We start from the raw sequence: 20,127 nt of genomic DNA on the forward strand, positions 1-20,127 counted from the left end.
CACGCCTGAGATAAAACAAGATGAAATGGCTTTGTGTGGTGAGTATGTTGTCCGGTCTGGCCCTCAGCCCGGCTTTTGCGCAGGAAACGCCGATAACGCAGGGCATTCACGCCCAGCAGCGCGATGCCTTCGTGTCCCATTTGATGAAGCAGATGACGCTGGAAGAGAAGATCGGCCAGCTGCGGCTGATCAGCGTCGGGCCGGATAACCCGAAAGAAGCGATCCGCGAGGGGATCCGCAAAGGGCAGATCGGCGCCATCTTCAATACCGTCACTCGGCCGGATATCCGGGTGATGCAGGATCAGGCGATGCAGCTCAGCCGCCTGAAAATCCCGTTGTTCTTTGCCTATGACGTGGTGCACGGCCAGCGCACCGTGTTCCCGATCAGCCTGGGGCTGGCGGCCAGCTTCGATCTGGAAGCCATCGCGCTCAGCGCCCGCGTGGCGGCGCAGGAGGCCAGCGACGACGGCCTGAACATGACCTTCGCGCCGATGGTCGATATCACCCGCGATCCGCGCTGGGGCCGGGTCTCCGAAGGCTTCGGCGAAGACACCTGGCTGGTCTCGAAAATCGCCAAGGTGATGGTTGACGGTTTCCAGAACGGCGATCCGGCCAAACCCGGTTCGGTGATGGCCAGCGTCAAGCACTTTGCATTGTACGGCGCCGTCGAAGGCGGCCGCGATTACAACACCGTCGACATGAGTCCGCTGCGCATGCATCAGGACTATCTGCCGCCTTATAAAGCGGCGGTGGACGCCGGCAGCGGCGGGGTGATGGTGTCGCTCAACGCGATCAACGGCGTGCCGGCCACCGCCAACCCGTGGCTGCTGAAAGATCTGCTGCGCGAGCAGTGGGGCTTTAAAGGCATCACCATCAGCGACCACGGCGCGATCAAAGAGCTGATTAAACACGGCGTGGCCGCCGACGCGCGCGACGCGGTGCGCCTGGCGATCACCTCCGGCGTCGACATGAGCATGAGCGACGAGTTTTACGACAAATACCTGCCGGGTCTGGTGAAAGACGGGCTGGTGTCTGAAAGCGATATCGACCGCGCCTGCCGCGACGTGCTGAACACCAAGTACGACATGGGGCTGTTCACCAATCCTTACGTGCATCTGGGGCCGGCGGGTTCCGATCCGCAGGACACCAACGCCGAAAGCCGTCTGCACCGCGCCGAAGCGCGGGTGGTGGCGCGCAAGACGATGGTGCTGCTGAAGAACGATAAACAGACGCTGCCGCTGAGCAAGCAGGCGACCATTGCGCTGGTCGGGCCGATGGCCGACAGCCAGCGCGACGTGATGGGCAGTTGGTCAGCCGCCGGGGTGGTCAAGCAGTCGGTCACCCTGCGCGAAGGGCTGGAGCGGGCGGTGGGCGACAAGGCGCGCATTCTGTACGCCAAGGGCGCCAACGTCACGCAGGATAAAGGCATCATCGACTATCTCAACGAGTATGAGCCGGCGGTGGCGTTCGACACCCGCTCGCCGCAGCAGATGATCGACGAAGCGGTGCAGGCGGCGAACAAGGCCGACGTGGTGGTGGCGGTGGTGGGGGAATCGCAGGGCATGGCGCATGAGGCCTCCAGCCGCGCCGACATCACGATCCCGCAGAGCCAGCGTGATTTGATCGCCGCGCTGAAAGCCACCGGCAAGCCGCTGGTGCTGGTGCTGATGAACGGCCGGCCGCTGGCGCTGAGCTGGGAGAGCGAGCAGGCGGACGCGATGCTGGAAACCTGGTACAGCGGCACCGAGGGCGGCAACGCGGTGGCGGACGTGCTGTTCGGCGACTATAACCCGTCGGGCAAACTGCCGATGACCTTCCCGCGCTCGGTCGGCCAGATCCCGATGTACTACAACCACCTGAACACCGGCCGTCCGTTCGGCAAGGAGAATCCGGGCAAGTACACCTCACGCTACTTCGATTCGCCGAACGGCCCGCTGTATCCGTTCGGTTACGGCCTGAGCTACACCACCTTCAGCCTGTCGGATCTGAAATTGTCCAGCCCGACGATGGCGCGCAACGGCAAGCTAACCGCCAGCGTTACGCTGAAGAATACCGGCAAGTACGACGGCGCCACGGTGGTGCAGCTGTATCTGCAGGACGTCACCGCCTCGGTCAGCCGGCCGGTGAAAGAGCTGCGCAACTTCAAGAAAGTGACGCTGAAGGCCGGCCAGTCGCAGCAGGTTGAGCTGCCGATTAGCGAAGAGGATCTGAAGTTCTACAACGCCAGCCTGAAATGGGGGGCGGAGCCGGGCAAATTCAACGTGTTCGTCGGCCTGGATTCCGACAACGTGCAGGCGCAAAGTTTTACCCTGAAGTAACCTTTTCCCCCTCTTTCACTGCGGTGGGAGAGGGGCACTATCCCTTTCCGCTCATGTCACCGGAGCTTGCCTCATGAAACGGTATCTGGACTGCAGCGCCAGCGATCTGGCCGATATCGGCAAAGCCGATCTGCTCTATGCCATCCGCGCCAGTGAAGGGCGCATTCTGGTCAGCGAAACCATTGCGGTCACTCAGCCGCTGCTCAATAATGTCACCAACGCCGAGCTGGCGGCCAGCCAGGGCGCCGATCTGCTGCTGTTGAACCTGTTCGACGTCGATCGTCCGCACATCGCGGGCCTGCCCGCCGACGTGCCGCCGCAGGAGGCGCTACGCACGCTGCAGCGGCTGACCGGGCGAGTGATCGGGGTGAATCTGGAGGCCGTCGATCCGGCCTTCGCCATCGAACATAACGACTTCTGGCAGATGACGGCGGGCCGCGCCGCCACCGCCGAGAATGCGCGCAAGCTGTATCAGCTCGGCGCGCGCATGCTGGTGCTGACCGGCAACCCGAACAACGGCGTCAGCAATCAGGCGATCGCCGCCGCGCTGAAAGCAATCCGCGAGGAAGTGGGCGACGAGATGGTGCTGGTGACCGGCAAAATGCACGGCGCCGGCATCGTGCGCGAAAGCGGCAGCCAACTGATCGGCGAGCAGGACATCGCGCTGTTCGTGGAGAACGGCGCGGACATCGTGCTGTTGCCGGCGCCGGGCACCATTCCCGGCATGTCGCAGGAGAAAGTGGCGGCGCTGATCGCCTTTGCCCAGCGGCAGGGGGCGCTGGCGATGACGGCGATCGGCACCTCGCAAGAGGGGGCCGACGTGCAGACCGTGCGGCAGATTGCGCTGATGAGCAAAATGGCCGGGGCGGACCTGCACCATATCGGCGATACCGGCTATCTGGGGCTGGCGCTGCCGGAAAACATCTTCGCCTACAGCGTGGCGATCCGCGGCGTGCGCCACACCTACAGCCGCATGGCGCGCTCGGTGAACCGCTAAGCCTGGGGTTTTTGCGCCGTGACGATGCTGAAATAGCCGAGCGACGGCAGCACCTGAGCGGGCCCGAAGCCGACGTCGCGCAGCAGGTCGCCGATTTCCTTGCCGGAGTATTGGCGGCCCTGCGTCCATCCCATCATCATCAGGCTGTACCCCGCGGCGGCAGGCGGCCCGTCGCCGTCATCGTTGTACAGCACTTCGTGGATCACGATCCTGCCCCCGGGCGGGAGGGCCGCATAGCTCTTTTGCGCCAGGAAGCGGTTCTTGTTCATCGGCCAGTCGTGGAAAATATTGGAGTACAGGTGCAGATCCGCCGCCGGGTAGGGATCGCGCCACATATCGCCGCTGTGGGTGCCGATGCGCTGACTGAGGCCGTGATCGTGCGCGTAGTCGGCGGCGAGCGGGCACACCTCCGGCAGATCGAACACGGTGCACGTGAGCGCCGGCCAGTGGGTCGCCAGACTGATGGCATGGGCGCCGGAGGCGCCGCCGATATCCAGTGCCGTGCGGCAGGCACCGAGGGGCAACAGCGTAGGCCAAACGCTGGCCGAGCCCATGCTCAGGCTGTGCATGGCGTGGGTAAACAGCCGCATTCTGTCGGCGTCGAGCGTATGGGTTTCAAACAGCTCCTGCTCGCCGTACACCTGCGAGGCATTCTTTCTGATGGCGCTTTCCAGGTTTTTCAGCGTGAAAATCTCGCTGTTTTCAATCATCAAATCCCAAAAATAGCCGAAATAATGCGGGTTGTTTTTTATCAAAAAGGTTTCCGCTTCCGGCGTCAGAGAGAATGTTTCGCCGTCTCTGTCTATCAATTTCAATGCCACTAGCGCCATGACCAGCGTCTCTGCCGGGCGTCTTTCCACATTGGCCTGAGCGCATATATCGGTCAGGTTGCGGGGGCGCAATGCAATAAATTCAAAGATGCCCAGGCGGTGCGCAATAAGCGCCGCCGGATAGAGATATAAATTCATCGTGATATCGAGAATGGTTTTGTCGTCGCATGGCGGCGGCCGGACGGAATGGTTCATGTGAATCCCCTCCCACTAAGGCATGGCGCGTCTTAACAGGCTATGTTACGCCTGTGGTTTTAGCAAAGGGCGGGGGCGCGATTGACCGCAGGCCAACGCTTACGTTGTAAATAATTCCCTGGTGATACTATTTTAAAATTGAATGGGGTACGGTTAATGTCGAACGTAAAAACTGACGTCGGGCGGAGTAATAACCCCATCATGCATTTTTATTTTACTGGAGGTTAACTTAATCACAGTTATTAACGCGTTAGGGTTGTGTTAATCTGAGCCGCCGTTATACCGTACCGACGTTCACATTATTTTTTGTGAATAATTCAAAGCTAAATAATTCATTATTAAAACGAGATAACAATGAAAAAGAGCATTCTGACCGGCATGATTGCCGCGACTCTGGGCCTGTTCAATACCGCTAATGCCGAAGGGATGGACCCTGCTGCATTGAAAAACGTCTATGACATTACGCGTAATACCAGCGGGCTGATGTCTTACTGCGTCGATAAAGGTTTTCTGAAAGCGGACAGTATCGACAACGCCAAGAAAATGGTGGCCTACGTGGCCGCCATTCCCGGCGGTGTCGACACCCGCGACGGTGACAAGCGTGAAGCGATGGGCCGTGAAGGCAATGTGCTGAACGACGACGGCAAAGTGGTTGCGTTGGAAAAGGAAGCGCCACAGGGTCTGCAGACATGGTGCCAGCAGGCTGACGAAGGGATCCGCCAGGGTCTGACGTCTATCGGCCAATAAACGCCGGATGTAGCCTCCCCCTCCCTAAGGCTTCGTCTGAAGGGAATCTCCGGGCCTGACGGCCCGGAGATTCTCACCAAAACAGCGGGGTGGTGTTTTCAGCCAAAAACGCCAGCAGCGTTTCGTTGACCGCCGTCGGGTTTTCTTTGTTGCTGATATGGCCGGCGTTGGGGATCAGCACATGTCGACAGCCGAGAAGGTCCGCCATGCGCTGGCCTTCCGTCGGCGGGCGCGGTTTATCCTGCGCGCCGGTGATGACGATGCTGGCGGCGGTGATGTTTTCCAGCAGCGCCAGCTTGTCGGGGCGGCCGAAGATCATCCGGCCCAGCGGCACGATGCTGTCGCGCAGCCGATCGGCGGGCAGGCTTTGCAGATGGGCCAGCAAAGGCTGCGACAGCGCAGCGGGCACTTCGTCGGAATAGAACTGCGCCGCGATATATTCCAGCAGCGGTGACGTGATGGCGCCGGCCTGTTCCACGGCGGCCAGCATGCCCATGTAGCGCTGCCGCGCCTCCGGTGTTTCGTCGCCCAGGTAGCTGTCCAGCAGCGCCAGCACTTTCACCCGTTCCGGCGCCAGCGCCGCCAGTTCCGCGCCCCACATGCCGCCGACGGACAGGCCGACGATGCCGAACTCTGCAATATCCAAATGATCCATCAGCGCCAGATGATCGGCGGCGATATCCGACAGGCTGTTTCGCCCAGGCGGCAGCGCCGGGGAGTCGCCGTGGCCCCAGATATCGGGCACGATCAGGCGGTAGCGTTTGGCCAACGCCTCGAACTGCGGTGCCCACATGTTCAGATCGAACAGATAGCTGTGGCCCAGCAACAACGGAAAGCCTGAGCCCACGTCGAGATAATGCAGGGATTTGCCCATCGTTGGCATCTTGTCGGTTCCTTATATAAAGAGAGTTCGGCTGCTTATATCACACTCATATTCAACCCACGGTATTAATTTACTTTAAATTACTCAGGTGGACGCGGGTTTTTTAATTTGCATTGCTAACAAGACGTCAATAAAGGTGACGCTAAGGCTAATATTTTGGTGGTGAGCGGAGCCTTGGTTTATGCTGTCGCTCCTTTCGGTATGGAATAGATAAACAGGGCGTCGCGATGAAAAGACTTTTCAGACTATTAATTATTTTGCTTGTCATTTTGCTGCTGACGGCGGTGCTGTGGTGGTTCTTCGGGCGCGGCAATCCGAATGCGCTGTGGCAAATCGTCAGCCAACAGTGCGTGCCCAATCAGCAGCAGAACAACGATCCGGCGCCCTGTTTAAAGGTTGATTTAACCGAGGGTTATGTGCTGTTTAAGGACAGCAAAGGCCCCTATCACGATCTGGTGATGCCGACCGAAAAGGTCAGCGGTATCGAGAGCCCGGCATTGCAGACAGAGCACGCGCCGCCTTATTTCGCCCAGGCCTGGAATAACCGTGAACATATATCCGGCGAGCTGGGTAAACCGTTAAAAGATGCGTGGATTTCTCTGGCGGTCAATTCGAAATATGGTCGCTCTCAGAATCAGCTGCATATTCACGTTGCCTGCTTGCGCCAGGATGTCTATAACGCGCTGGGGCAGCAGGCGGAACAATTAGATCAACAGTGGCGGCCGCTGGCGGTGAAATTGCTCGGTCACCAATATCTGGCCAGAAAATTGGCGGGCACCGATTTAACCCAGGAAGATCCTTTCCGTTTACTGCAGAACTATGTGGTCGAGCAGGGCGACAGCATTGGCAATTACGGCCTGGCGCTGGCGGTCAGCCCGCAGGGCGAGATGCTGCTGTTGGCGAACCGTTTGAAGCTGACCGATCTGAACCTGGGCTCGGCCGGCGAAATTCAGGACTACCGGTGCGAGGTCGCGGGGAACTCAAGATGATAACGGCCCGCCGGCGTGGTCAGCCGGCGGCTGCCGTGCGGTCAGAGTTTTTTCAGCAATGCCAGCAGCTGCGTTTCGCTTTTCTCCGCCAGCCCGTCGATGGCGAGCTTGATGATGTCGGAGCGGGTGATGCGCACGATGCCATTGCGCGCCGCCTGCACGATCACCTCATCGATGGCTTCGATGTGGTTGTCCGTCAGGCTGACGGAAATCGCCTTATAGGTGCGCTTGCGGCCGGCCGGCTTGGCTTCCGGCGCGGGCGCCGCAACCGGCAACGTATGCGAGGTGGCGCTGTTGATGAATTCGTCTTCCGACATGCGGTGGGTGGGGGTGCGCTTCTTCACAGGATCACCTCTTTCACCAGGCATTCGATCTCGGCCTGCGCCTTTTCGTTGTTCGCCTCATGCACGGTGATGGCTTCGCCCCAGGCGTCGCGGTAAATTTTGCGATCGCACAGGCGGTGGCTCACCAGGGTGAACTCCGGGTATTCGCTCAGCACCTGCGCCGCTTCGTTGGCTTCATTAATGAAGATATTGGTCGGGCACATGTTCAGCACGATGTAGCCTTTGACCTTCTCGTTATATTCCTGCGCGGTGGAGAACATCTCCGACAGGTAGCCGATGGTGTCGAGATCCATCTGCGAAGGGCGCAGCGGCGAGAGGAACAGATCGGCGGCCAACAGGCCGGAGCGCAGTTCGGCGCTGTCGCGGCCGGCGGTGTCGACGATCACGTAGTCGTAATGGCGATCGAGCTCCAGCAGCGTTTCCTTGATTTTGCCCGACGCGGCCACCACCGGAATGTGCGGCAGTCCCTCGACGTTCTGACGGTCGTTGTACCAGGTCATGATCGATTTCTGGTCGTCGGCATCGACGATGATCGCCGTCTTGCCTTGCTTAAGAATCAGATACCCGGCGATATTCACCGCTTTCGTCGACTTGCCGACACCGCCTTTTTGCGAGCCAATCAGAACAATCATGCTGCCATCTCTCAAGTTATTAAGCAGGTAACTTATTAAGTTAATGTGCTTATTAGGTTGATAATCAAACAGGTTAACAAGAACAACTCGCGAACAATATGCACCAACTGCGGCGGCTTGCCAAGCCAGTATGTCGTTAACTGTGCAGCTTATTTTGCGCTGGATGGCCCGGATGGGTAAGTAGGAATTCTCTGGGAAGTGGCGATGCGGAGGGGGATTTTATTAATTTAACAGCTTAATAAGTTAGTAACTCATTAAGCTGTTGTCGACATTATTTCTTCATCATCGCCTTCAGGTCGGCGAACGGGTTGTGGGTGGCGACGCCGATATCTTTTTGCGCATCTTCACCGGCCACCACCGTCGAACCGTATTGATCGGCCTCGGTGTATTTCGAGTGTTCGTGGTCGTGGCAATACAGGCACAGCATTTCCCAGTTGCTGCCGTCTTCCGGGTTGTTACTGTGATCGTGATCGATATGGTGCACCGTCAGCTCGCGCAGGTTGGAATAAACGAATTCGCGTGAGCAGCGCCCACACACCCAGGGGAACAGTTTCAGCGCTTTTTCGCGGTAGCCGGTTTCCAGCTTCGCATAGTTTTTGGGGATATAGGCCATGGTGGTTGTCCGTCGGGAATCAATATGCGGCCAATAATACCACAGTGCGTGCGGCTACAACGTGCGGCTCATCTTGCCGCTGTCAAAAGTCTCCACCGCCCAGTCGATGAACGCCCGCAGCTTGCCGCTGAGGTGGCGATTGGACGGGTAGACCACGTACATCTGCTCCGGCGGCGGCTGCCAGTCGTGCAGCAGGCTGACCAGCTCGCCGCGCTCGAGGTGTGGCTGCGCCATAAACCGATAAATCTGGATGATGCCTAATCCGGCCAGGCTCGCCGCCAGCAGCGCGTTGCCTTCATTGATGCTGACCGGGTAGCGCTGCTGGATGGCGATCTCTTTGCCGCGCTCGACATAGCGTTGCGGATGGATGCGGTCGTTGACCGGATGGCGGTAGTGCACCATCGGAAAGCCCTGTTCCAGATCGCACGGGTGGCGCGGAGTGCCGTGGCGCGCCAGATAGGCCGGGGTGGCGCAGCTGACCCAGTCCAGATCGAACAGACGCCGGGCGATCAGGCTGGAGTCGGCCAATGGGCCGCTGCGGATCACGCAGTCGGCGCTGTCGCTGATCAGATCGATAACGCGATCGCCGATGCTGAGATCGATTTGGATTTGCGGGTAGCGTTCCAAAAAGCCGGGCAGCGCCGGCAACAGCAGTTGGCGAGCGGTGCCGCTGCCGGTGTCGATGCGCAGCACGCCCTGCGGAGAACTTTGCGACTCGGTCAGGCAGCCCTCCATCTGCTCCAAATCCGCCAGCCATTTCACCGTATTTTGGTAATAGCATTCGCCTTCGCGGGTGACCGACACGCTGCGAGTGGTGCGCTGAAACAGCTTGGTCTGCAGGTGATCCTCCAGATTTTGGATCAGCTTGGTGACTGTCGCTTTCGGCATGCCCAGCGAATCGGCGGCGCGGGTAAAGCCGCCGGTTTCCACCACGCGGTTAAATACCCGGATAGCGAGCAAATGATGGTCCATAGGGTTCTCAACGCCATGCCCCGGCGGTGACCGGGGCATGTTTCTGCAGATAGATAATGATTAACACTGTTTAGCGCCAATCGCGCCGGAGCGCAAGCTGAGGCCGAACACCAGCGTGGCGGAGAGGATCAGCGCGCCGCCGAACAGCATGGCGCTGCTGACGCCCTGCCAGTCCACCACCTCGCCGCCCAGCAGCGCGCCGGAGGCCAGCGCGATCTGGATGACGCACACCAACAGCGCCTGGCCGGCTTCCGGCGCCTGCGGCACCGCGGCGAACATCCAGTTGGTGGCGCACACCGGGACGGCGCCAAAGGCCAGCCCCCACACCAGCACCATCAGCGTGGCGCCGGCGAGGCCGCTGAGCAGCGGCGAAACGATCAAAATGCCCGCCAGCATGGCGGCGATCAGAATAAAGGTGGCGCGCAGGCTGTATTCCCCCAGACGCTCGCCGAGGAAAGTGCCCAGCAGGCCGATGGCGCCATAGGCCAACAGCTGCAGCGAGATCGCCGACGGGCTGAGCACGAACACCTGCTGCAGCAGGGGCCGCAGATAGGTGTAGGCGGCGAAGTGGCCGATGAACAACAGCACGATGGCGATCAGGCCGATGCGCGCCATCGGCAGGCGCAGCGGCAGTACCAGATCGCGCGGCGTGACCGGCCGGGACGGTGGCACCGAGGTCAGCAAACGCAGCTGCGCCAACAGTACGCCGACCGCCAGCGCCGCACCGCCGAAGAAGGCGGCGCGCCAGCCAAACAGATCGCCGATCAGCGCCCCGGCCGGCACGCCGCACACCGCGCCGACCGAGATGCCGCTGAGGATCAGCGCGGTGGCGCGGCCCTGGCTGGCTTCCGGCACCAGATGGCGGCCGTAGTTGGCGGCGAACGACCAGAAGCCGCCGACGCAGATGCCCAGCAGCACGCGGCCCAGCAGCATCATCGGGAAGTTGACGGCCAGCGCCGCCACCAGGTTGGACACCATCAGCAGCAGCGACAGCCCCAGCATCAATAAACGCCGATCCAGGCGGCCGGACATCAGGCTCAATGCGGGGGCGGCCACCGCCGCCACGATGCCGGGCATGGTGACCATCAGCCCGGCGCTGCCGGTACTGACGCCGAGCGAGGGGGCGATGTTGGTCAGCAGACCGATCGGCAGAAACTCGGTGGTGACCATGACAAAACAGGCAACCGTCAGCGAGAAGATCGCCAACCACGGGGATGATGCAGGGTTATCTTTATGATTCAGCATAATGCCGCTCTTCTCAGGTGAATGCGCAGGCCGCGCGCGGGGCGCAGCGTGACCGAAATCACAATTTACGGCAGGCGAGAGCGGCGGATAAATCCATCTTCGGTGGTTACACTGTTTCTGAGGGGGAACAATCGCGGCAGTGAGTTAAAGCGCGGCTTGCGCCGCGCCGAGGGGAAAGGAATAAAACGGCATAAGGTTATGACCGAATGCCGCGAGGCGCTTACAGCCCCGGCGCTTTCCACAGCGAGGTGGTCAGGCCGTTGTCCACCAGCGTCAACTGATCGGCGTAGATCCGCCGCCAGGTTTCTTTCTGTTCCTGATACAGCGCGTGGTGGGTCATGTCCGGCTGATGCTCGCGCTCCCAGCGCACCAGGCGCTCGCCGGTTTCGGCCAGCGATGCGTACAGCCCGGCGCCGACGCCGGCGGCGATCGCGCAGCCCAGCGCGGTGGCCTCTTTCACCACCGGCACCCGCACCGTCAGCCCTGTGACGTCGCTGAGGATCTGGCTCCACAGCTTGCCCTTGGCCCCGCCGCCGGCGAACACCAGCGAACGGGCCTGCACGCCGGAGAAGGCGGCGATCTGTTCCAGATTGCAGGCGGAGACGATGGCGGCATTCTCCTCCAGCGCGCGAAACAGCGTCTGTTTGTTGCAGCGCTCCGGGTCGATCGACATGTTGATGAACGACGGCGCTGCGTGATACCAGGTTTTGAAATGCATGGCGTCGGAGAAAATCGGCATCACGCCGTAGGCGCCCGGCGGCACTCTGGCCGCCATCTCTTCCAGCAGGCTGTAGGCGTCGACCCCCAGCCGCTCCGCCAGCAGTTTTTCTTCCGCGCAGAAGGCGTCGCGGAACCAGCGCATGGTCAGGCCGGTAAAGAAGCTGATGGATTCCGCCTGCGCCATGCCGGGAATGACGTGGGGGTTGATGCGGATGTTCATCTCCGGATCGATGGCCGGCTCCGGCAGGTTGACGATTTGCTGCCAGAAGGTGCCGCCGAGCACCGCCGTCTGCCCGGCGTGCACGATGCCGAGCCCCAGGCTGCCGAGCTGCACGTCGCCGCCGCCCATCACCACCGGGGTGCCGCGCAGCAGCCCGCTCTCCTGCGCCGCCTGTTCGGTGACGCGCCCCAGCACGCTGCCGGTCTCTTTCACCGGCGACAGAATATCGGCGCGCAGGCCGGCCATGTCGAGCAACGCCGGCCGCCAGTCGCGGCTGGTCAGATCCAGCATGCCGGTAGTGCCGGCGTTGGAAGGATCGACCGCCAGTTCGCCGCTCAGCATGTTGGCCAGCCAGTCGCTGATCATGGTCAGCGTCGCCGCCTGGCGGTAGATGTCCGGCCGATGGTGCGCCAGCCACAGCAGGCGCGGCATGGCGCTCAGCGCCAGCGTCTGGCCGGAGTGCTGGTACACCTCGCGTTCGAAGCCGTGGTTGTGCAGCTCTTTCAGCTCGCTGACTTCGTGGCTGGCGCGTGCGTCGACGTTGGCGCAGGCCCAGATCGGCACGCCGTTGCGGTCGTACAGCACGATGCCTTCACGCATCGAGCAGCAGGCCACCGCGCGGATCGCCTGAGCGCTCAATCCTGCACGTTGCATCGCCTGGCGGATGCACTGGCAGGCCAGCTGCCAGTTGCGGCTGAGGTCAAACTCCATCGAGCCGGGCACGCCCGGCACCGCGAGGTGTTGCCACTCCGCCTGGCCGTGCGCGATCTGGTTACCCGCCAGATCGAAGATCACCGCGCGAATGCTGCCCGTTCCTGCGTCCAGCGCCATCAAGTAGTTATCCATAGCCTATGCTCTCAGGGGGAGGAATGTTAACTATAGATGCCGCCGCCTTACCCCGCCGGGGGAGGAGTGGGCGTCGCCGACGCGATTTGTGAGCCAGGCGGCAAAATTGCCGTTGCGGCAGGGCAATCGACGGGAATAAACCTATGGTTGGAAAGCGCCATGTTACGGCGCGCCGTTTAAACAAGGAGTTGCCATGCACGTCACATTGGTTGAGATCAACGTTAAACAAGACAAAATCGACGAATTTATCGATGTTTTCCGCGCCAATCACCTGGGCGCGATCGAAGAGCCGGGCAACCTGCGCTTCGATGTGCTGCAGGATGAACAGATCCCGACGCGGTTTTACATCTACGAAGCCTATCGCGACGAGCAGGCGGTGGCGGCGCACAAGCAGACCCCGCACTACCTGCAGTGCGTGGAGAAGCTGGAAGCGCTGATGACCGGCCCGCGCAAGAAGACCACCTTTATCGGCCTGATGCCTGAATAATCGCCGGCGTTTGCCGGTGTCCATGCGCCCGGTTTGGTTGTAACCTGCAAGGCAAAGCGAATTTTCAATGGGATAAGCGGGGCGAGGATGACATTGCGCGATCGGCTGTTGGCGCTGTTGGTGGTGGTGATCTGGGGCGTGAATTTCGTCGTGATCAAGTTCGGTTTACAGGGTATGCCGCCGTTTCTGCTGGCCGGGATGCGTTTTTTACTGGTGGCGTTGCCGGCGATCTTCTTTATCCCGCGCCCGACTATTCCGTGGAAATGGCTGCTGCTGTACGGCATGACCATGAGCTTCGCGCAGTTCGCGTTTTTGTTCGTCGCCATCAAGGTGGGCATGCCGGCGGGGCTGGCCTCGCTGGTGCTGCAGGCGCAGGTGTTCTTCACCCTGCTGTTGGGCGTTGTGCTGATGGGAGAAAAGCTGCGGATCAACCATTTCGTCGGCATCGCTATCGCCAGCGGCGGCATGCTGGTGCTGGCGCAGGCCAGCCTGCATAAGCCGGGCAGCGGCGCGGTCCCTCTGGCGGGCCTGCTGTTGACGCTGGCGGCGGCGTTTTCCTGGGCGCTGGGCAACCTGACCAACAAGAAGATCCTGGCCGGTTTCCCGCAGCGTAATATCTTATCGCTGGTGGTGTGGAGCGCGCCGATCCCGGTCGTGCCGTTCCTGGCCTGCAGCTGGCTGTTCGACGGCCCTGAGGTGGTGCTGAGCAGCCTGAGCCATGTGCAGGTTGGCACCTGGCTGGCGGTGGCCTATCTGGCGTTCGCCGCCACGCTGTTCGGTTATTCGGTGTGGGGCAGCCTGCTGGGGCGCTATGAAACCTGGCGCGTTGCGCCGCTGACGCTGCTGGTGCCGCTGGTCGGGCTGTTCGCCGCCTGGCTGTTGCTGGACGAAGCGTTGTCGCCGGCGCAGTTCGGCGGCGCATTGCTGGTGCTGGCCGGCATGGCGGTCAATACCTTCGGGCTGCCGCGCCGCCGGGCCGTCGCCGTGCGCTAAACCGAATAGGGTAATTCTGTTCAATACGCTGTCGGCGGCGGTCGGCATTCTGGCGCCTGTGAATATTTTCTCAGGTGTCCATCATGAATATCTACCTTTCCATGGCCGCGTTTGCGCTGGCGGCCTCCATCACTCCCGGCCCGGTCAACATCGTCGCATTGAGCGCCGGGGCGCAATTCGGCTTTGGCGCAACCCAGCGCCATGTGTTCGGCGCCACGCTGGGGTTTACCCTGTTGCTGGTGCTGCTGGGATTGGGCATGCACCAACTGCTGATCCTGTGGCCGGGGCTGACCCGCTTGATCCAGTGGGCCGGCGTGGCCTTTCTGCTGTTTATGGCCTATCGGCTGGCGTTTGACGACGGCAGACTGGGCAACGGCGCGGCGCAGGCGCCTTCCTGTTGGTACGGCGCGCTGATGCAATGGCTGAATCCCAAGGCATGGCTGGCGTCGGTGGCCAGCCTCGGCGCCTTTGTCGGCGACGGTGACATTCGGCTGCTGTGGCAGTTCGCCGGGCTCTACTTCGTGATTTGCTATGCCTCGGTAGCCTGCTGGGCCTATGTCGGCGCGATGCTGCGCGGCCTGCTCAGGCAGGCGCGCAACGTGCAGCGCTTTAATCGCGCGATGGCGGCGTTGCTGGCGGCCAGCGCTTGCTATCTGTTGGCAGAGGGTTTTTGATACTGGCCGGGCGTGGCGGCCAACAGCTGTTTGAAGGTGCGCTGAAAGTGCGCCTGATCGGCAAAGCCGCTTTCGCTGGCGGCCGCAGCGATCGGCAGGCCGCTTTTCAAGAGCCGATGGCCGTGCTGTACGCGGCGGTTGACCAGATAGGCGTGCGGCGTCATGCCGTAACGCTGGCGGAAGGCACGGATCAGGTAAGAAGGGGACAGCGCGGCGGCGCGGCAAATGTCGTCCAGCGTCAGCGGCCGGGTGCAGTGCGCGTCGATAAACGCCGCCGCCGCTTCCAGCCGGGTATGCGGCGGCGTCTCCGGCTGGCGGACATCGCCCAGCCCGAGCTGCAGGGCGCTGAAATACTCCACCATGGCGATCTGTTTTTCCAGCGCGCTGCACAGCGGATCCGTCAGCAGCGCATAAAGCCGGTTCAGCCCGTGGAACAGCGCCGGATCGCGGCTGAGCGGCTGGCTGAACGGAACAAAACGGTCGCCCTCGCCGCCGAGCAGCTCCTGCTGCAGCGCGCCGAGCCAGGCGAGATCGAGATAGAACATGACGTACGACCAACGGCGATCGGCGATGGGGTTGCAGGCGTGCGCCTGCTGCGGGTTGATGACAACCAGATCGCCGGCGCTGACCTGCATGCGTCGTTCGCCGTTGACATAGGTGCTGACGCCGCCGGTGATGGCGCCGATGGAAAAGAATTCGTGGCTGTGCAGGCTGTAGCACACCTGGCGGCCATCCGCGATGGCGCGGGCTTCGACGAACGGCAACTGCGGATCGCGCCAGAACTGCGGCGTTTTTTCACTCATACGCTTTCCTTTTCACTGCGGCGGCATCACAGTGTTATAGCCTGAAAGCGACGAGTGGGGGAATGGCGGATGATGATTTTTAACGTATTCGGCCGTCTGCTGGGCGTGAAGCGCATCGGGGACGAATGGCGGCTGTTCCGCGTGACGCTGCCGGAGCGCAAATATGCTCCCAGCTACGATATCGTGCTGCCGGCGGATCTGCGCGAAGAGGAGATCGCCGGCTATCTGGGGGATATTTATCACGAGGCCGCGACGCCGCAGCGGCCGGAGGTGTTTCGCGTCGAATAGCGCGGCCATTACTCTTCCGTATTGCGCGCCATGAGGCGGCGCTGATGTTCCTCGCTGGCGGCCTGGATCTCTCCCAGCACCGAGCCGACGTCGGCGCGCTTCTGGATTTCGTTGAACCGGCCGCTGAGGGCGCTGTCCGGCGTCAGGTTGCCTTCCTGATACAGCGCCCAAATCTCTTTGGCGTATTGGCTGTCGCGCAGTTCCGGCGCGAACTGGCCGTAAAATTCGGCCAGATTGCCGATATCGCGCTCGAACATGCTTTTGGCGTGGTTGTTGGCGGCGGCGTCCACCACCTGCGGCAGATCGATGATCACCGGTCCGTCTTTATCCATCAGCACGTTGAATTCCGACAGGTCGCCGTGCACCAGCCCGGCGCACAGCATGCGCACCGCGTAGTTCATCATCAGGGCGTGATCGGCGCGCGCCTGTTCCGGCGTCAGGATGACATCGCTCAGGCGCGGCGCCACCAGGCCTTCTTCGTCGGTGATCAGCTCCATCAGCAGCACGCCGTCCAGGCAGATGTCCGGCTGCGGCACCCGCACCCCGGCCTTGGCCAGCAGATACAGCGCGTCCACTTCGGTGTTTTGCCAGGCTTCTTCCTGCTGCTGGCGGCCGAATTTGGAGCCTTTGCTCATAGCGCGCGCGTCGCGGCTGTTGCGCACCTTGCGCCCTTCCTGATAGTGGACGGCCTGCTTGAAGTTGCGCTTCTCGGCCTCTTTGTACACTTTGGCGCAGCGGATCTCATCGCCGCAGCGCACGATAAACACGTCGGCTTCTTTGCCGCTTTTCAACCGGCGGATGACGTCGTCGATTAACCCGTCATCCACCAGCGGCTGGAGTCGTTTTGGAATTTTCATGCAGCCTTGTACCCTATTTAGGCTCCGGTGTGAATGGCTTGCGCAGTTGATAGCGTAAGTTAGACCCGAAAGGCAAACATTAGTTTTGCCGCCGCGTCATCATTACGCGGCGGCGGGCGATCAGAGGCTGGCGGCCGGCACCCAGACGCTGACGCTGCCGGCGTTAACCGGGAAATGGGCGCTGCCCTGGTCGTCGGCGGTGATTTCCTCCGGGCGGTTGCCGAGGAAATCGCGCCAGGCGGTGTGCGCGAGATCGGCGCCGAGCGTAACCGTCTTGCCGCTCTCGCCGCCGTTGGTCAGCACCACCACGCAGCCGGGAGCCTCGGCAGTGCCGGCGCGGCTGAAGGCCACGCAGTGGCTGTCGTCGAAGTAGTCGGTTTGCGGGCCGTTGGCGAAGCGCTGGCGCGCGGCGATCAGCTTCTCCAGCTCCGGGATCGCCGGCATGTCGATCTGGTATTCACCGCCGTCGCGCCCCTTGTCGCGGTAGCTGGCGCCATACAGGTCGGGGTAAAACACGCAGGGCACGCCCTGTTCGCGCAGCAGGATCAGCGCGTAGGCCAGCGGTTTGAACCAGGGTTCCACCGGCGCTTCCAGCGATTGCAGCGGCTGGGTATCGTGGTTGGCGACCAGCGTCACCGCGTGGGCCGGATCGGCGGCGGTCAGGGTATCGGTGAAGATCTGCGCCATGTCGAAGCCGTCGCCTTGCTTCGACGCCTGATGAAACTTCAGGTGCAGCGCCACGTCGAACAGCATCACCTTGCCGTCCACCAACTCGATGTATTGTTGCAGCGCGCTGAGATCGTGCGACCAGTATTCGGCAACGATAAACAGGTCGCGTTGCGCGCTGCCGCGCACGTGATCCGCCCACTCTTTGAAGAACCAGGCGGGAATGTGTTTGGCAGCGTCGAGGCGGAAGCCGTCGCACGGCAAGGTTTCCAACAGCCAGCGCGCCCAGTATTTGAGCTCCTCCGTCACGGCGGTATTGCGGAACTCCACGTCGGCGCCCATCAGATAGTCGTAGTTGCCTTTCTCGTCGTCGACCTGATCGTTCCAGCCGTCGTCGCCATAATCGTTGGCGATTTTGAACACTCCTTTGTCGTCCGGCTGCTCAACATAGTCGACGCCGCTGAAGCATTTGTAATCCCAGATAAATTCGGAATGCACGCCCTGGCGGCCGGGGAAGGTGAAGCGGGTGTAGGCCAGCGCGTCGAAGCCCTGATCGTCAATGTCGTTGCGGTTGTTGGCGTCCACCTTGAACACGTGCACCCGTTCTTTCTCGTCCGCGCCGAGCTTGTGGTTGAACACCACATCGTAAAGCACGCCCACGCCGTGTTCGCGCAGCGTATTGGCGGCATGTTCCAGCGCCGCCTTGTCGCCGTATTTGGTCGCCACGCTGCCTTTCTGGTCAAACTCGCCCAGATCGAACAGATCGTAAGTATCGTAGCCGACGGAGTAGCCGCCGGAAGCGCCCTTGCAGGCGGGCGGCAGCCACAGAGCGGTGATGCCCAGTTCGGCCAGGTGCGGGGCGCGCTCGGCGGCCTCCTGCCACAGTTTGCCGCCGTCGGGGTAGTACCAGTGGAAGAATTGCAGCAGGGTGGTTTTTTTCGTCATGAGCCAGCGTCCCGGTTAGCCAGAAGGAGAGAAGCAGTTAAAGCATGGGCTACTTTTGGCAAAAGGGACAAGTTTGGCATAGGCGGCCCGAGAAGGCCGCCCGAGAGACTGCTTAACGCTGGTTGGCGTAATGAGGTGAACGTGGGCCATAAAGAATGGCGCCGTTCTGACCTGTCGCCGATAACAGACGAGTGTTGGCGATGGCGCCAACATCAAATCCTTTGTCGCTGATGGTATCGGCGATTTGTGAAATCGCGGCGCTGATCACCATGCCCAGTAGGCCGCCGGAGTTGTTGTTGCCTTCGTTGCTGGATGCGGTGGCGGTGCCGGCCCATAACTGTTTACCGTTGCGCAAATCGACCAGACGAGCGGCGACGGTAACGCGGGTTTCGCTGCTAATCACCATGTAGCTGGTGCCGTATTGCGTGACATCCAGGTACAGCACGGTGTCGGCGCCGAAAATCTGGTGCAGTTTTTTCGGACTGACGGCGCGAATGTCGTTGGCGTTGGTTAGACCGTTTTGCAGGAAGGTTTCTTCCACCACGGCGACCGGCAGCACATAGTAACCGGCCTCGGCTAACGGCAGGGTGGCGCTGGCGAGTACGCTGTGGCTGGCTTTGATATCCGGCGACTGGTTAACCGGCGGCAAGACCAGGATCGACTTCGGTTTGCTCTCATGGAACGCCGCATAATCATAAGGCGTCTGCTTGGCACAGCCGCTTAGCAACAGGGTGGCGGCAACGCCGAGTAAAGTGAGTACACGCTTCATTTAAAACTCCCCTTATCCCTGGCCATCAGAAAATTCATAAACGGCGCCGATTCCGGGAACAGCGTTTTTTCCGTGTTGAATTCACTCATTGCTTGTCCGTCGTTGCCGGTTTTGCTGTACAGCAGCCCCAGTTGCGCATGCAGACCTGGTGGTACGGCTTTATCCTTGGCGCGGGATTTCTCGACGATCTCTTTCAGCGTGGCGATCTGCTGCTCAGGGCTTTGCCCCTCCTGCTGGTAGTATTGATAGAGAGAAGTTTGGTAGCCATCCCAATTGTAAAGCGTTTTCGGCGCGGCGCAGCCGGCCAGCAGGGTCGCTGCAAACAGCGCCCCGCCCATTTTTTTAGTTATCATCTTTCTGCTTCTATTCCGTTAGTTAGCAGGGCGCCATGCGCCGTTTTGGATACCGGTGACCAGGTTATTGACGGCTTCACGCACGGCCAGGTCCAACACCTTGCCGTTAAGGGTGGAGTCGTAGCTGGCGGTGCCCCCGAAACCGATGATTTCGCGATTGGACAGTTCGTATTCACCGGCGCCCTGAGAGGAAAAGACGACTTCTGAGGTCTGTACGTTTACGACGTTCAGATTGACTTTGGCGTAAGCGACCTGTGATTTACCACGGCCCAAAATCCCCCACAGCTGATGATCGCCGACTTCTTTACGGCCGAATTCGGTGACATCGCCGGTAATCACATAATTGGCGCCTTTCAGCGTTTGTGCCTTCCCTTTAATGCCGGCTTCAGTTTTCAGCTCTTCCATGTTGGCGCGATCCAGCACGTTGAAACGGCCAGTCTGCTGCAAATGCGTGATCAGGATAGTCTTGGACTGATTGCCCAGTCGATCGACGCCATCGGAGAAGATGCCGTTCATGTAGCTGGAGCGGTTGTCGAATTTACCGACGGCGATAGGGCTGCGTGGGCCCTGATAAGTGGTGTTGTAGGAAGCTACTTTTGGCACTTCCAAAGTGCGAGAGGATTCGGTCGCACAGCCCGCCAGCAAAGTGACGGAAAGGGCGACGGAACAGACGGCGAGTGATTTTTTCATTGGCATGCAATCTCTCCATGAGCATAAAACAGCGCGGGAGCAACCCGCGCC

The 20,127-nt window shown here is 61.0% G+C and carries 22 protein-coding genes; 8 read left to right on the forward strand and 14 right to left on the reverse strand.

Going from position 1 to position 20,127, the window contains the following annotated elements:
• The first annotated feature begins 20 nt into the window (after nt 1-20).
• Both bglX and AC2CGI_RS07725 read left to right on the forward strand, forming a co-directional pair.
• Nucleotides 21-2,318, forward strand: coding sequence for a beta-glucosidase BglX (gene bglX, locus AC2CGI_RS07720; protein WP_015377065.1), 2,298 nt, complete (start codon nt 21-23; stop codon nt 2,316-2,318).
• Between the two features lie 73 nt (nt 2,319-2,391).
• Nucleotides 2,392-3,315 carry a DUF7916 family protein gene (locus tag AC2CGI_RS07725; RefSeq protein WP_015377066.1) on the forward strand — a complete coding sequence of 308 codons (924 nt, stop codon included), beginning with the start codon at nt 2,392-2,394 and terminating at the stop codon, nt 3,313-3,315.
• Here the strand turns inward: AC2CGI_RS07725 and AC2CGI_RS07730 are convergent.
• Entirely contained in the window at nt 3,312-4,340 is a 1,029-nt protein-coding gene (locus AC2CGI_RS07730) for a methyltransferase (RefSeq protein ID WP_015377067.1), read from the reverse strand. The two genes, AC2CGI_RS07725 and AC2CGI_RS07730, sit on opposite strands and share 4 nt — an antisense overlap.
• 354 nt (nt 4,341-4,694) lie before the next feature.
• Between AC2CGI_RS07730 and AC2CGI_RS07735 the strand changes: the two genes are divergently transcribed.
• Nucleotides 4,695-5,087, forward strand: coding sequence for a hypothetical protein (locus AC2CGI_RS07735; protein ID WP_004939596.1), 393 nt, complete (start codon nt 4,695-4,697; stop codon nt 5,085-5,087).
• Between the two features lie 73 nt (nt 5,088-5,160).
• Here AC2CGI_RS07735 and AC2CGI_RS07740 read toward each other — a convergent pair whose 3' ends face one another.
• Entirely contained in the window at nt 5,161-5,961 is an 801-nt protein-coding gene (locus AC2CGI_RS07740; protein ID WP_080497820.1) for an alpha/beta fold hydrolase, read from the reverse strand.
• 236 nt (nt 5,962-6,197) lie between these two features.
• Between AC2CGI_RS07740 and AC2CGI_RS07745 the strand changes: the two genes are divergently transcribed.
• Nucleotides 6,198-6,959 carry a CDP-diacylglycerol diphosphatase gene (locus AC2CGI_RS07745; protein ID WP_015377069.1) on the forward strand — a complete coding sequence of 254 codons (762 nt, stop codon included), beginning with the start codon at nt 6,198-6,200 and terminating at the stop codon, nt 6,957-6,959.
• Nucleotides 6,960-7,000: 41 nt separating this feature from the next.
• Here the strand turns inward: AC2CGI_RS07745 and AC2CGI_RS07750 are convergent, their stop codons facing one another.
• The 6 genes from AC2CGI_RS07750 to lsrK form a co-directional block, all read right to left on the reverse strand.
• Nucleotides 7,001-7,303, reverse strand: coding sequence for a hypothetical protein (locus tag AC2CGI_RS07750; RefSeq protein ID WP_004939584.1), 303 nt, complete (start codon nt 7,301-7,303; stop codon nt 7,001-7,003).
• Entirely contained in the window at nt 7,300-7,935 is a 636-nt protein-coding gene (locus AC2CGI_RS07755; protein WP_015377071.1) for a division plane positioning ATPase MipZ, read from the reverse strand. Before AC2CGI_RS07755 ends, AC2CGI_RS07750 begins: the two co-directional genes overlap by 4 nt.
• Nucleotides 7,936-8,206: 271 nt before the next feature.
• Nucleotides 8,207-8,548 carry an HNH nuclease YajD gene (gene yajD / locus AC2CGI_RS07760; RefSeq protein ID WP_484593941.1) on the reverse strand — a complete coding sequence of 114 codons (342 nt, stop codon included), beginning with the start codon at nt 8,546-8,548 and terminating at the stop codon, nt 8,207-8,209.
• A 54-nt stretch (nt 8,549-8,602) separates the two neighbouring features.
• Nucleotides 8,603-9,520, reverse strand: coding sequence for a LysR family transcriptional regulator (locus AC2CGI_RS07765; RefSeq protein WP_076740449.1), 918 nt, complete (start codon nt 9,518-9,520; stop codon nt 8,603-8,605).
• A 60-nt stretch (nt 9,521-9,580) separates the two neighbouring features.
• A complete protein-coding gene (locus AC2CGI_RS07770) occupies nt 9,581-10,765 on the reverse strand; it encodes an MFS transporter (protein WP_076740448.1) in 1,185 nt (394 codons plus the stop codon).
• A 220-nt stretch (nt 10,766-10,985) separates the two neighbouring features.
• A complete protein-coding gene (gene lsrK / locus AC2CGI_RS07775) occupies nt 10,986-12,551 on the reverse strand; it encodes an autoinducer-2 kinase (protein WP_076740447.1) in 1,566 nt (521 codons plus the stop codon).
• 193 nt (nt 12,552-12,744) lie between these two features.
• On the opposite strand from lsrK, the gene lsrG reads away from it, so the two are divergent.
• The 3 genes from lsrG to AC2CGI_RS07790 all read left to right on the forward strand — a co-directional run bounded on the left by lsrG (nt 12,745) and on the right by AC2CGI_RS07790 (nt 14,705).
• Nucleotides 12,745-13,038, forward strand: coding sequence for a (4S)-4-hydroxy-5-phosphonooxypentane-2,3-dione isomerase (lsrG, locus tag AC2CGI_RS07780; protein ID WP_004939559.1), 294 nt, complete (start codon nt 12,745-12,747; stop codon nt 13,036-13,038).
• Nucleotides 13,039-13,125: 87 nt separating this feature from the next.
• Nucleotides 13,126-14,031, forward strand: a complete 906-nt coding sequence (locus AC2CGI_RS07785) for an EamA family transporter (RefSeq protein ID WP_021503964.1) — start codon at nt 13,126-13,128, stop codon at nt 14,029-14,031.
• Nucleotides 14,032-14,114: 83 nt separating this feature from the next.
• Complete coding sequence (locus tag AC2CGI_RS07790) at nt 14,115-14,705, forward strand: LysE family translocator (RefSeq protein ID WP_015377077.1); 591 nt, start codon at nt 14,115-14,117, stop codon at nt 14,703-14,705.
• Here AC2CGI_RS07790 and AC2CGI_RS07795 read toward each other — a convergent pair.
• On the reverse strand, nt 14,681-15,508 hold the full coding sequence (locus AC2CGI_RS07795; protein ID WP_015377078.1) for an AraC family transcriptional regulator: 828 nt from the start codon (nt 15,506-15,508) through the stop codon (nt 14,681-14,683). The two genes, AC2CGI_RS07790 and AC2CGI_RS07795, sit on opposite strands and share 25 nt — an antisense overlap.
• A 69-nt stretch (nt 15,509-15,577) precedes the next feature.
• On the opposite strand from AC2CGI_RS07795, the gene AC2CGI_RS07800 reads away from it, so the two are divergent.
• Nucleotides 15,578-15,796, forward strand: coding sequence for a DUF7661 family protein (locus tag AC2CGI_RS07800; RefSeq protein ID WP_015377079.1), 219 nt, complete (start codon nt 15,578-15,580; stop codon nt 15,794-15,796).
• A gap of 8 nt (nt 15,797-15,804) precedes the next feature.
• Here AC2CGI_RS07800 and AC2CGI_RS07805 read toward each other — a convergent pair whose 3' ends face one another.
• The 5 genes from AC2CGI_RS07805 to AC2CGI_RS07825 form a co-directional block, all read right to left on the reverse strand.
• A complete protein-coding gene (locus tag AC2CGI_RS07805) occupies nt 15,805-16,653 on the reverse strand; it encodes a PA4780 family RIO1-like protein kinase (RefSeq protein WP_076740446.1) in 849 nt (282 codons plus the stop codon).
• A 120-nt stretch (nt 16,654-16,773) separates the two neighbouring features.
• Nucleotides 16,774-18,264 carry an alpha-amylase gene (gene amyA / locus AC2CGI_RS07810; RefSeq protein ID WP_076740445.1) on the reverse strand — a complete coding sequence of 497 codons (1,491 nt, stop codon included), beginning with the start codon at nt 18,262-18,264 and terminating at the stop codon, nt 16,774-16,776.
• Nucleotides 18,265-18,376: 112 nt separating this feature from the next.
• Nucleotides 18,377-19,033 carry a DUF799 domain-containing protein gene (locus tag AC2CGI_RS07815; protein ID WP_074054782.1) on the reverse strand — a complete coding sequence of 219 codons (657 nt, stop codon included), beginning with the start codon at nt 19,031-19,033 and terminating at the stop codon, nt 18,377-18,379.
• Nucleotides 19,030-19,386, reverse strand: coding sequence for a DUF4810 domain-containing protein (locus tag AC2CGI_RS07820; RefSeq protein WP_060421091.1), 357 nt, complete (start codon nt 19,384-19,386; stop codon nt 19,030-19,032). Before AC2CGI_RS07820 ends, AC2CGI_RS07815 begins: the two co-directional genes overlap by 4 nt.
• Nucleotides 19,387-19,404: 18 nt before the next feature.
• The gene (locus tag AC2CGI_RS07825) at nt 19,405-20,076 is read right to left on the reverse strand and encodes a CsgG/HfaB family protein (RefSeq protein ID WP_074054781.1); all 672 of its coding nucleotides are present in this window, start codon (nt 20,074-20,076) and stop codon (nt 19,405-19,407) included.
• Nucleotides 20,077-20,127: the final 51 nt, after the last annotated feature.

This window comes from Serratia sp. LSHTC3, assembly GCF_057197125.1.

Bases quoted from the DNA above. Each gene is read 5' to 3' on its own strand.
- AC2CGI_RS07740 (WP_080497820.1), bottom strand. From the start codon at position 5,961: ATGGGCAAATCCCTGCATTATCTCGACGTGGGCTCAGGCTTTCCGTTG.
- amyA (WP_076740445.1), bottom strand. From the start codon at position 18,264: ATGACGAAAAAAACCACCCTGCTGCAATTCTTCCACTGGTACTACCCC.
- AC2CGI_RS07730 (WP_015377067.1), bottom strand. From the start codon at position 4,340: ATGAACCATTCCGTCCGGCCGCCGCCATGCGACGACAAAACCATTCTC.
- AC2CGI_RS07755 (WP_015377071.1), bottom strand. From the start codon at position 7,935: ATGATTGTTCTGATTGGCTCGCAAAAAGGCGGTGTCGGCAAGTCGACG.
- lsrG (WP_004939559.1), top strand. From the start codon at position 12,745: ATGCACGTCACATTGGTTGAGATCAACGTTAAACAAGACAAAATCGAC.
- AC2CGI_RS07795 (WP_015377078.1), bottom strand. From the start codon at position 15,508: ATGAGTGAAAAAACGCCGCAGTTCTGGCGCGATCCGCAGTTGCCGTTC.
- AC2CGI_RS07770 (WP_076740448.1), bottom strand. From the start codon at position 10,765: ATGCTGAATCATAAAGATAACCCTGCATCATCCCCGTGGTTGGCGATC.
- AC2CGI_RS07765 (WP_076740449.1), bottom strand. From the start codon at position 9,520: ATGGACCATCATTTGCTCGCTATCCGGGTATTTAACCGCGTGGTGGAA.
- AC2CGI_RS07745 (WP_015377069.1), top strand. From the start codon at position 6,198: ATGAAAAGACTTTTCAGACTATTAATTATTTTGCTTGTCATTTTGCTG.
- AC2CGI_RS07800 (WP_015377079.1), top strand. From the start codon at position 15,578: ATGATGATTTTTAACGTATTCGGCCGTCTGCTGGGCGTGAAGCGCATC.
- AC2CGI_RS07735 (WP_004939596.1), top strand. From the start codon at position 4,695: ATGAAAAAGAGCATTCTGACCGGCATGATTGCCGCGACTCTGGGCCTG.
- AC2CGI_RS07815 (WP_074054782.1), bottom strand. From the start codon at position 19,033: ATGAAGCGTGTACTCACTTTACTCGGCGTTGCCGCCACCCTGTTGCTA.
- AC2CGI_RS07805 (WP_076740446.1), bottom strand. From the start codon at position 16,653: ATGAAAATTCCAAAACGACTCCAGCCGCTGGTGGATGACGGGTTAATC.
- AC2CGI_RS07825 (WP_074054781.1), bottom strand. From the start codon at position 20,076: ATGAAAAAATCACTCGCCGTCTGTTCCGTCGCCCTTTCCGTCACTTTG.
- AC2CGI_RS07790 (WP_015377077.1), top strand. From the start codon at position 14,115: ATGAATATCTACCTTTCCATGGCCGCGTTTGCGCTGGCGGCCTCCATC.
- yajD (WP_484593941.1), bottom strand. From the start codon at position 8,548: ATGGCCTATATCCCCAAAAACTATGCGAAGCTGGAAACCGGCTACCGC.
- AC2CGI_RS07725 (WP_015377066.1), top strand. From the start codon at position 2,392: ATGAAACGGTATCTGGACTGCAGCGCCAGCGATCTGGCCGATATCGGC.
- lsrK (WP_076740447.1), bottom strand. From the start codon at position 12,551: ATGGATAACTACTTGATGGCGCTGGACGCAGGAACGGGCAGCATTCGC.
- AC2CGI_RS07785 (WP_021503964.1), top strand. From the start codon at position 13,126: ATGACATTGCGCGATCGGCTGTTGGCGCTGTTGGTGGTGGTGATCTGG.
- bglX (WP_015377065.1), top strand. From the start codon at position 21: ATGAAATGGCTTTGTGTGGTGAGTATGTTGTCCGGTCTGGCCCTCAGC.
- AC2CGI_RS07820 (WP_060421091.1), bottom strand. From the start codon at position 19,386: ATGATAACTAAAAAAATGGGCGGGGCGCTGTTTGCAGCGACCCTGCTG.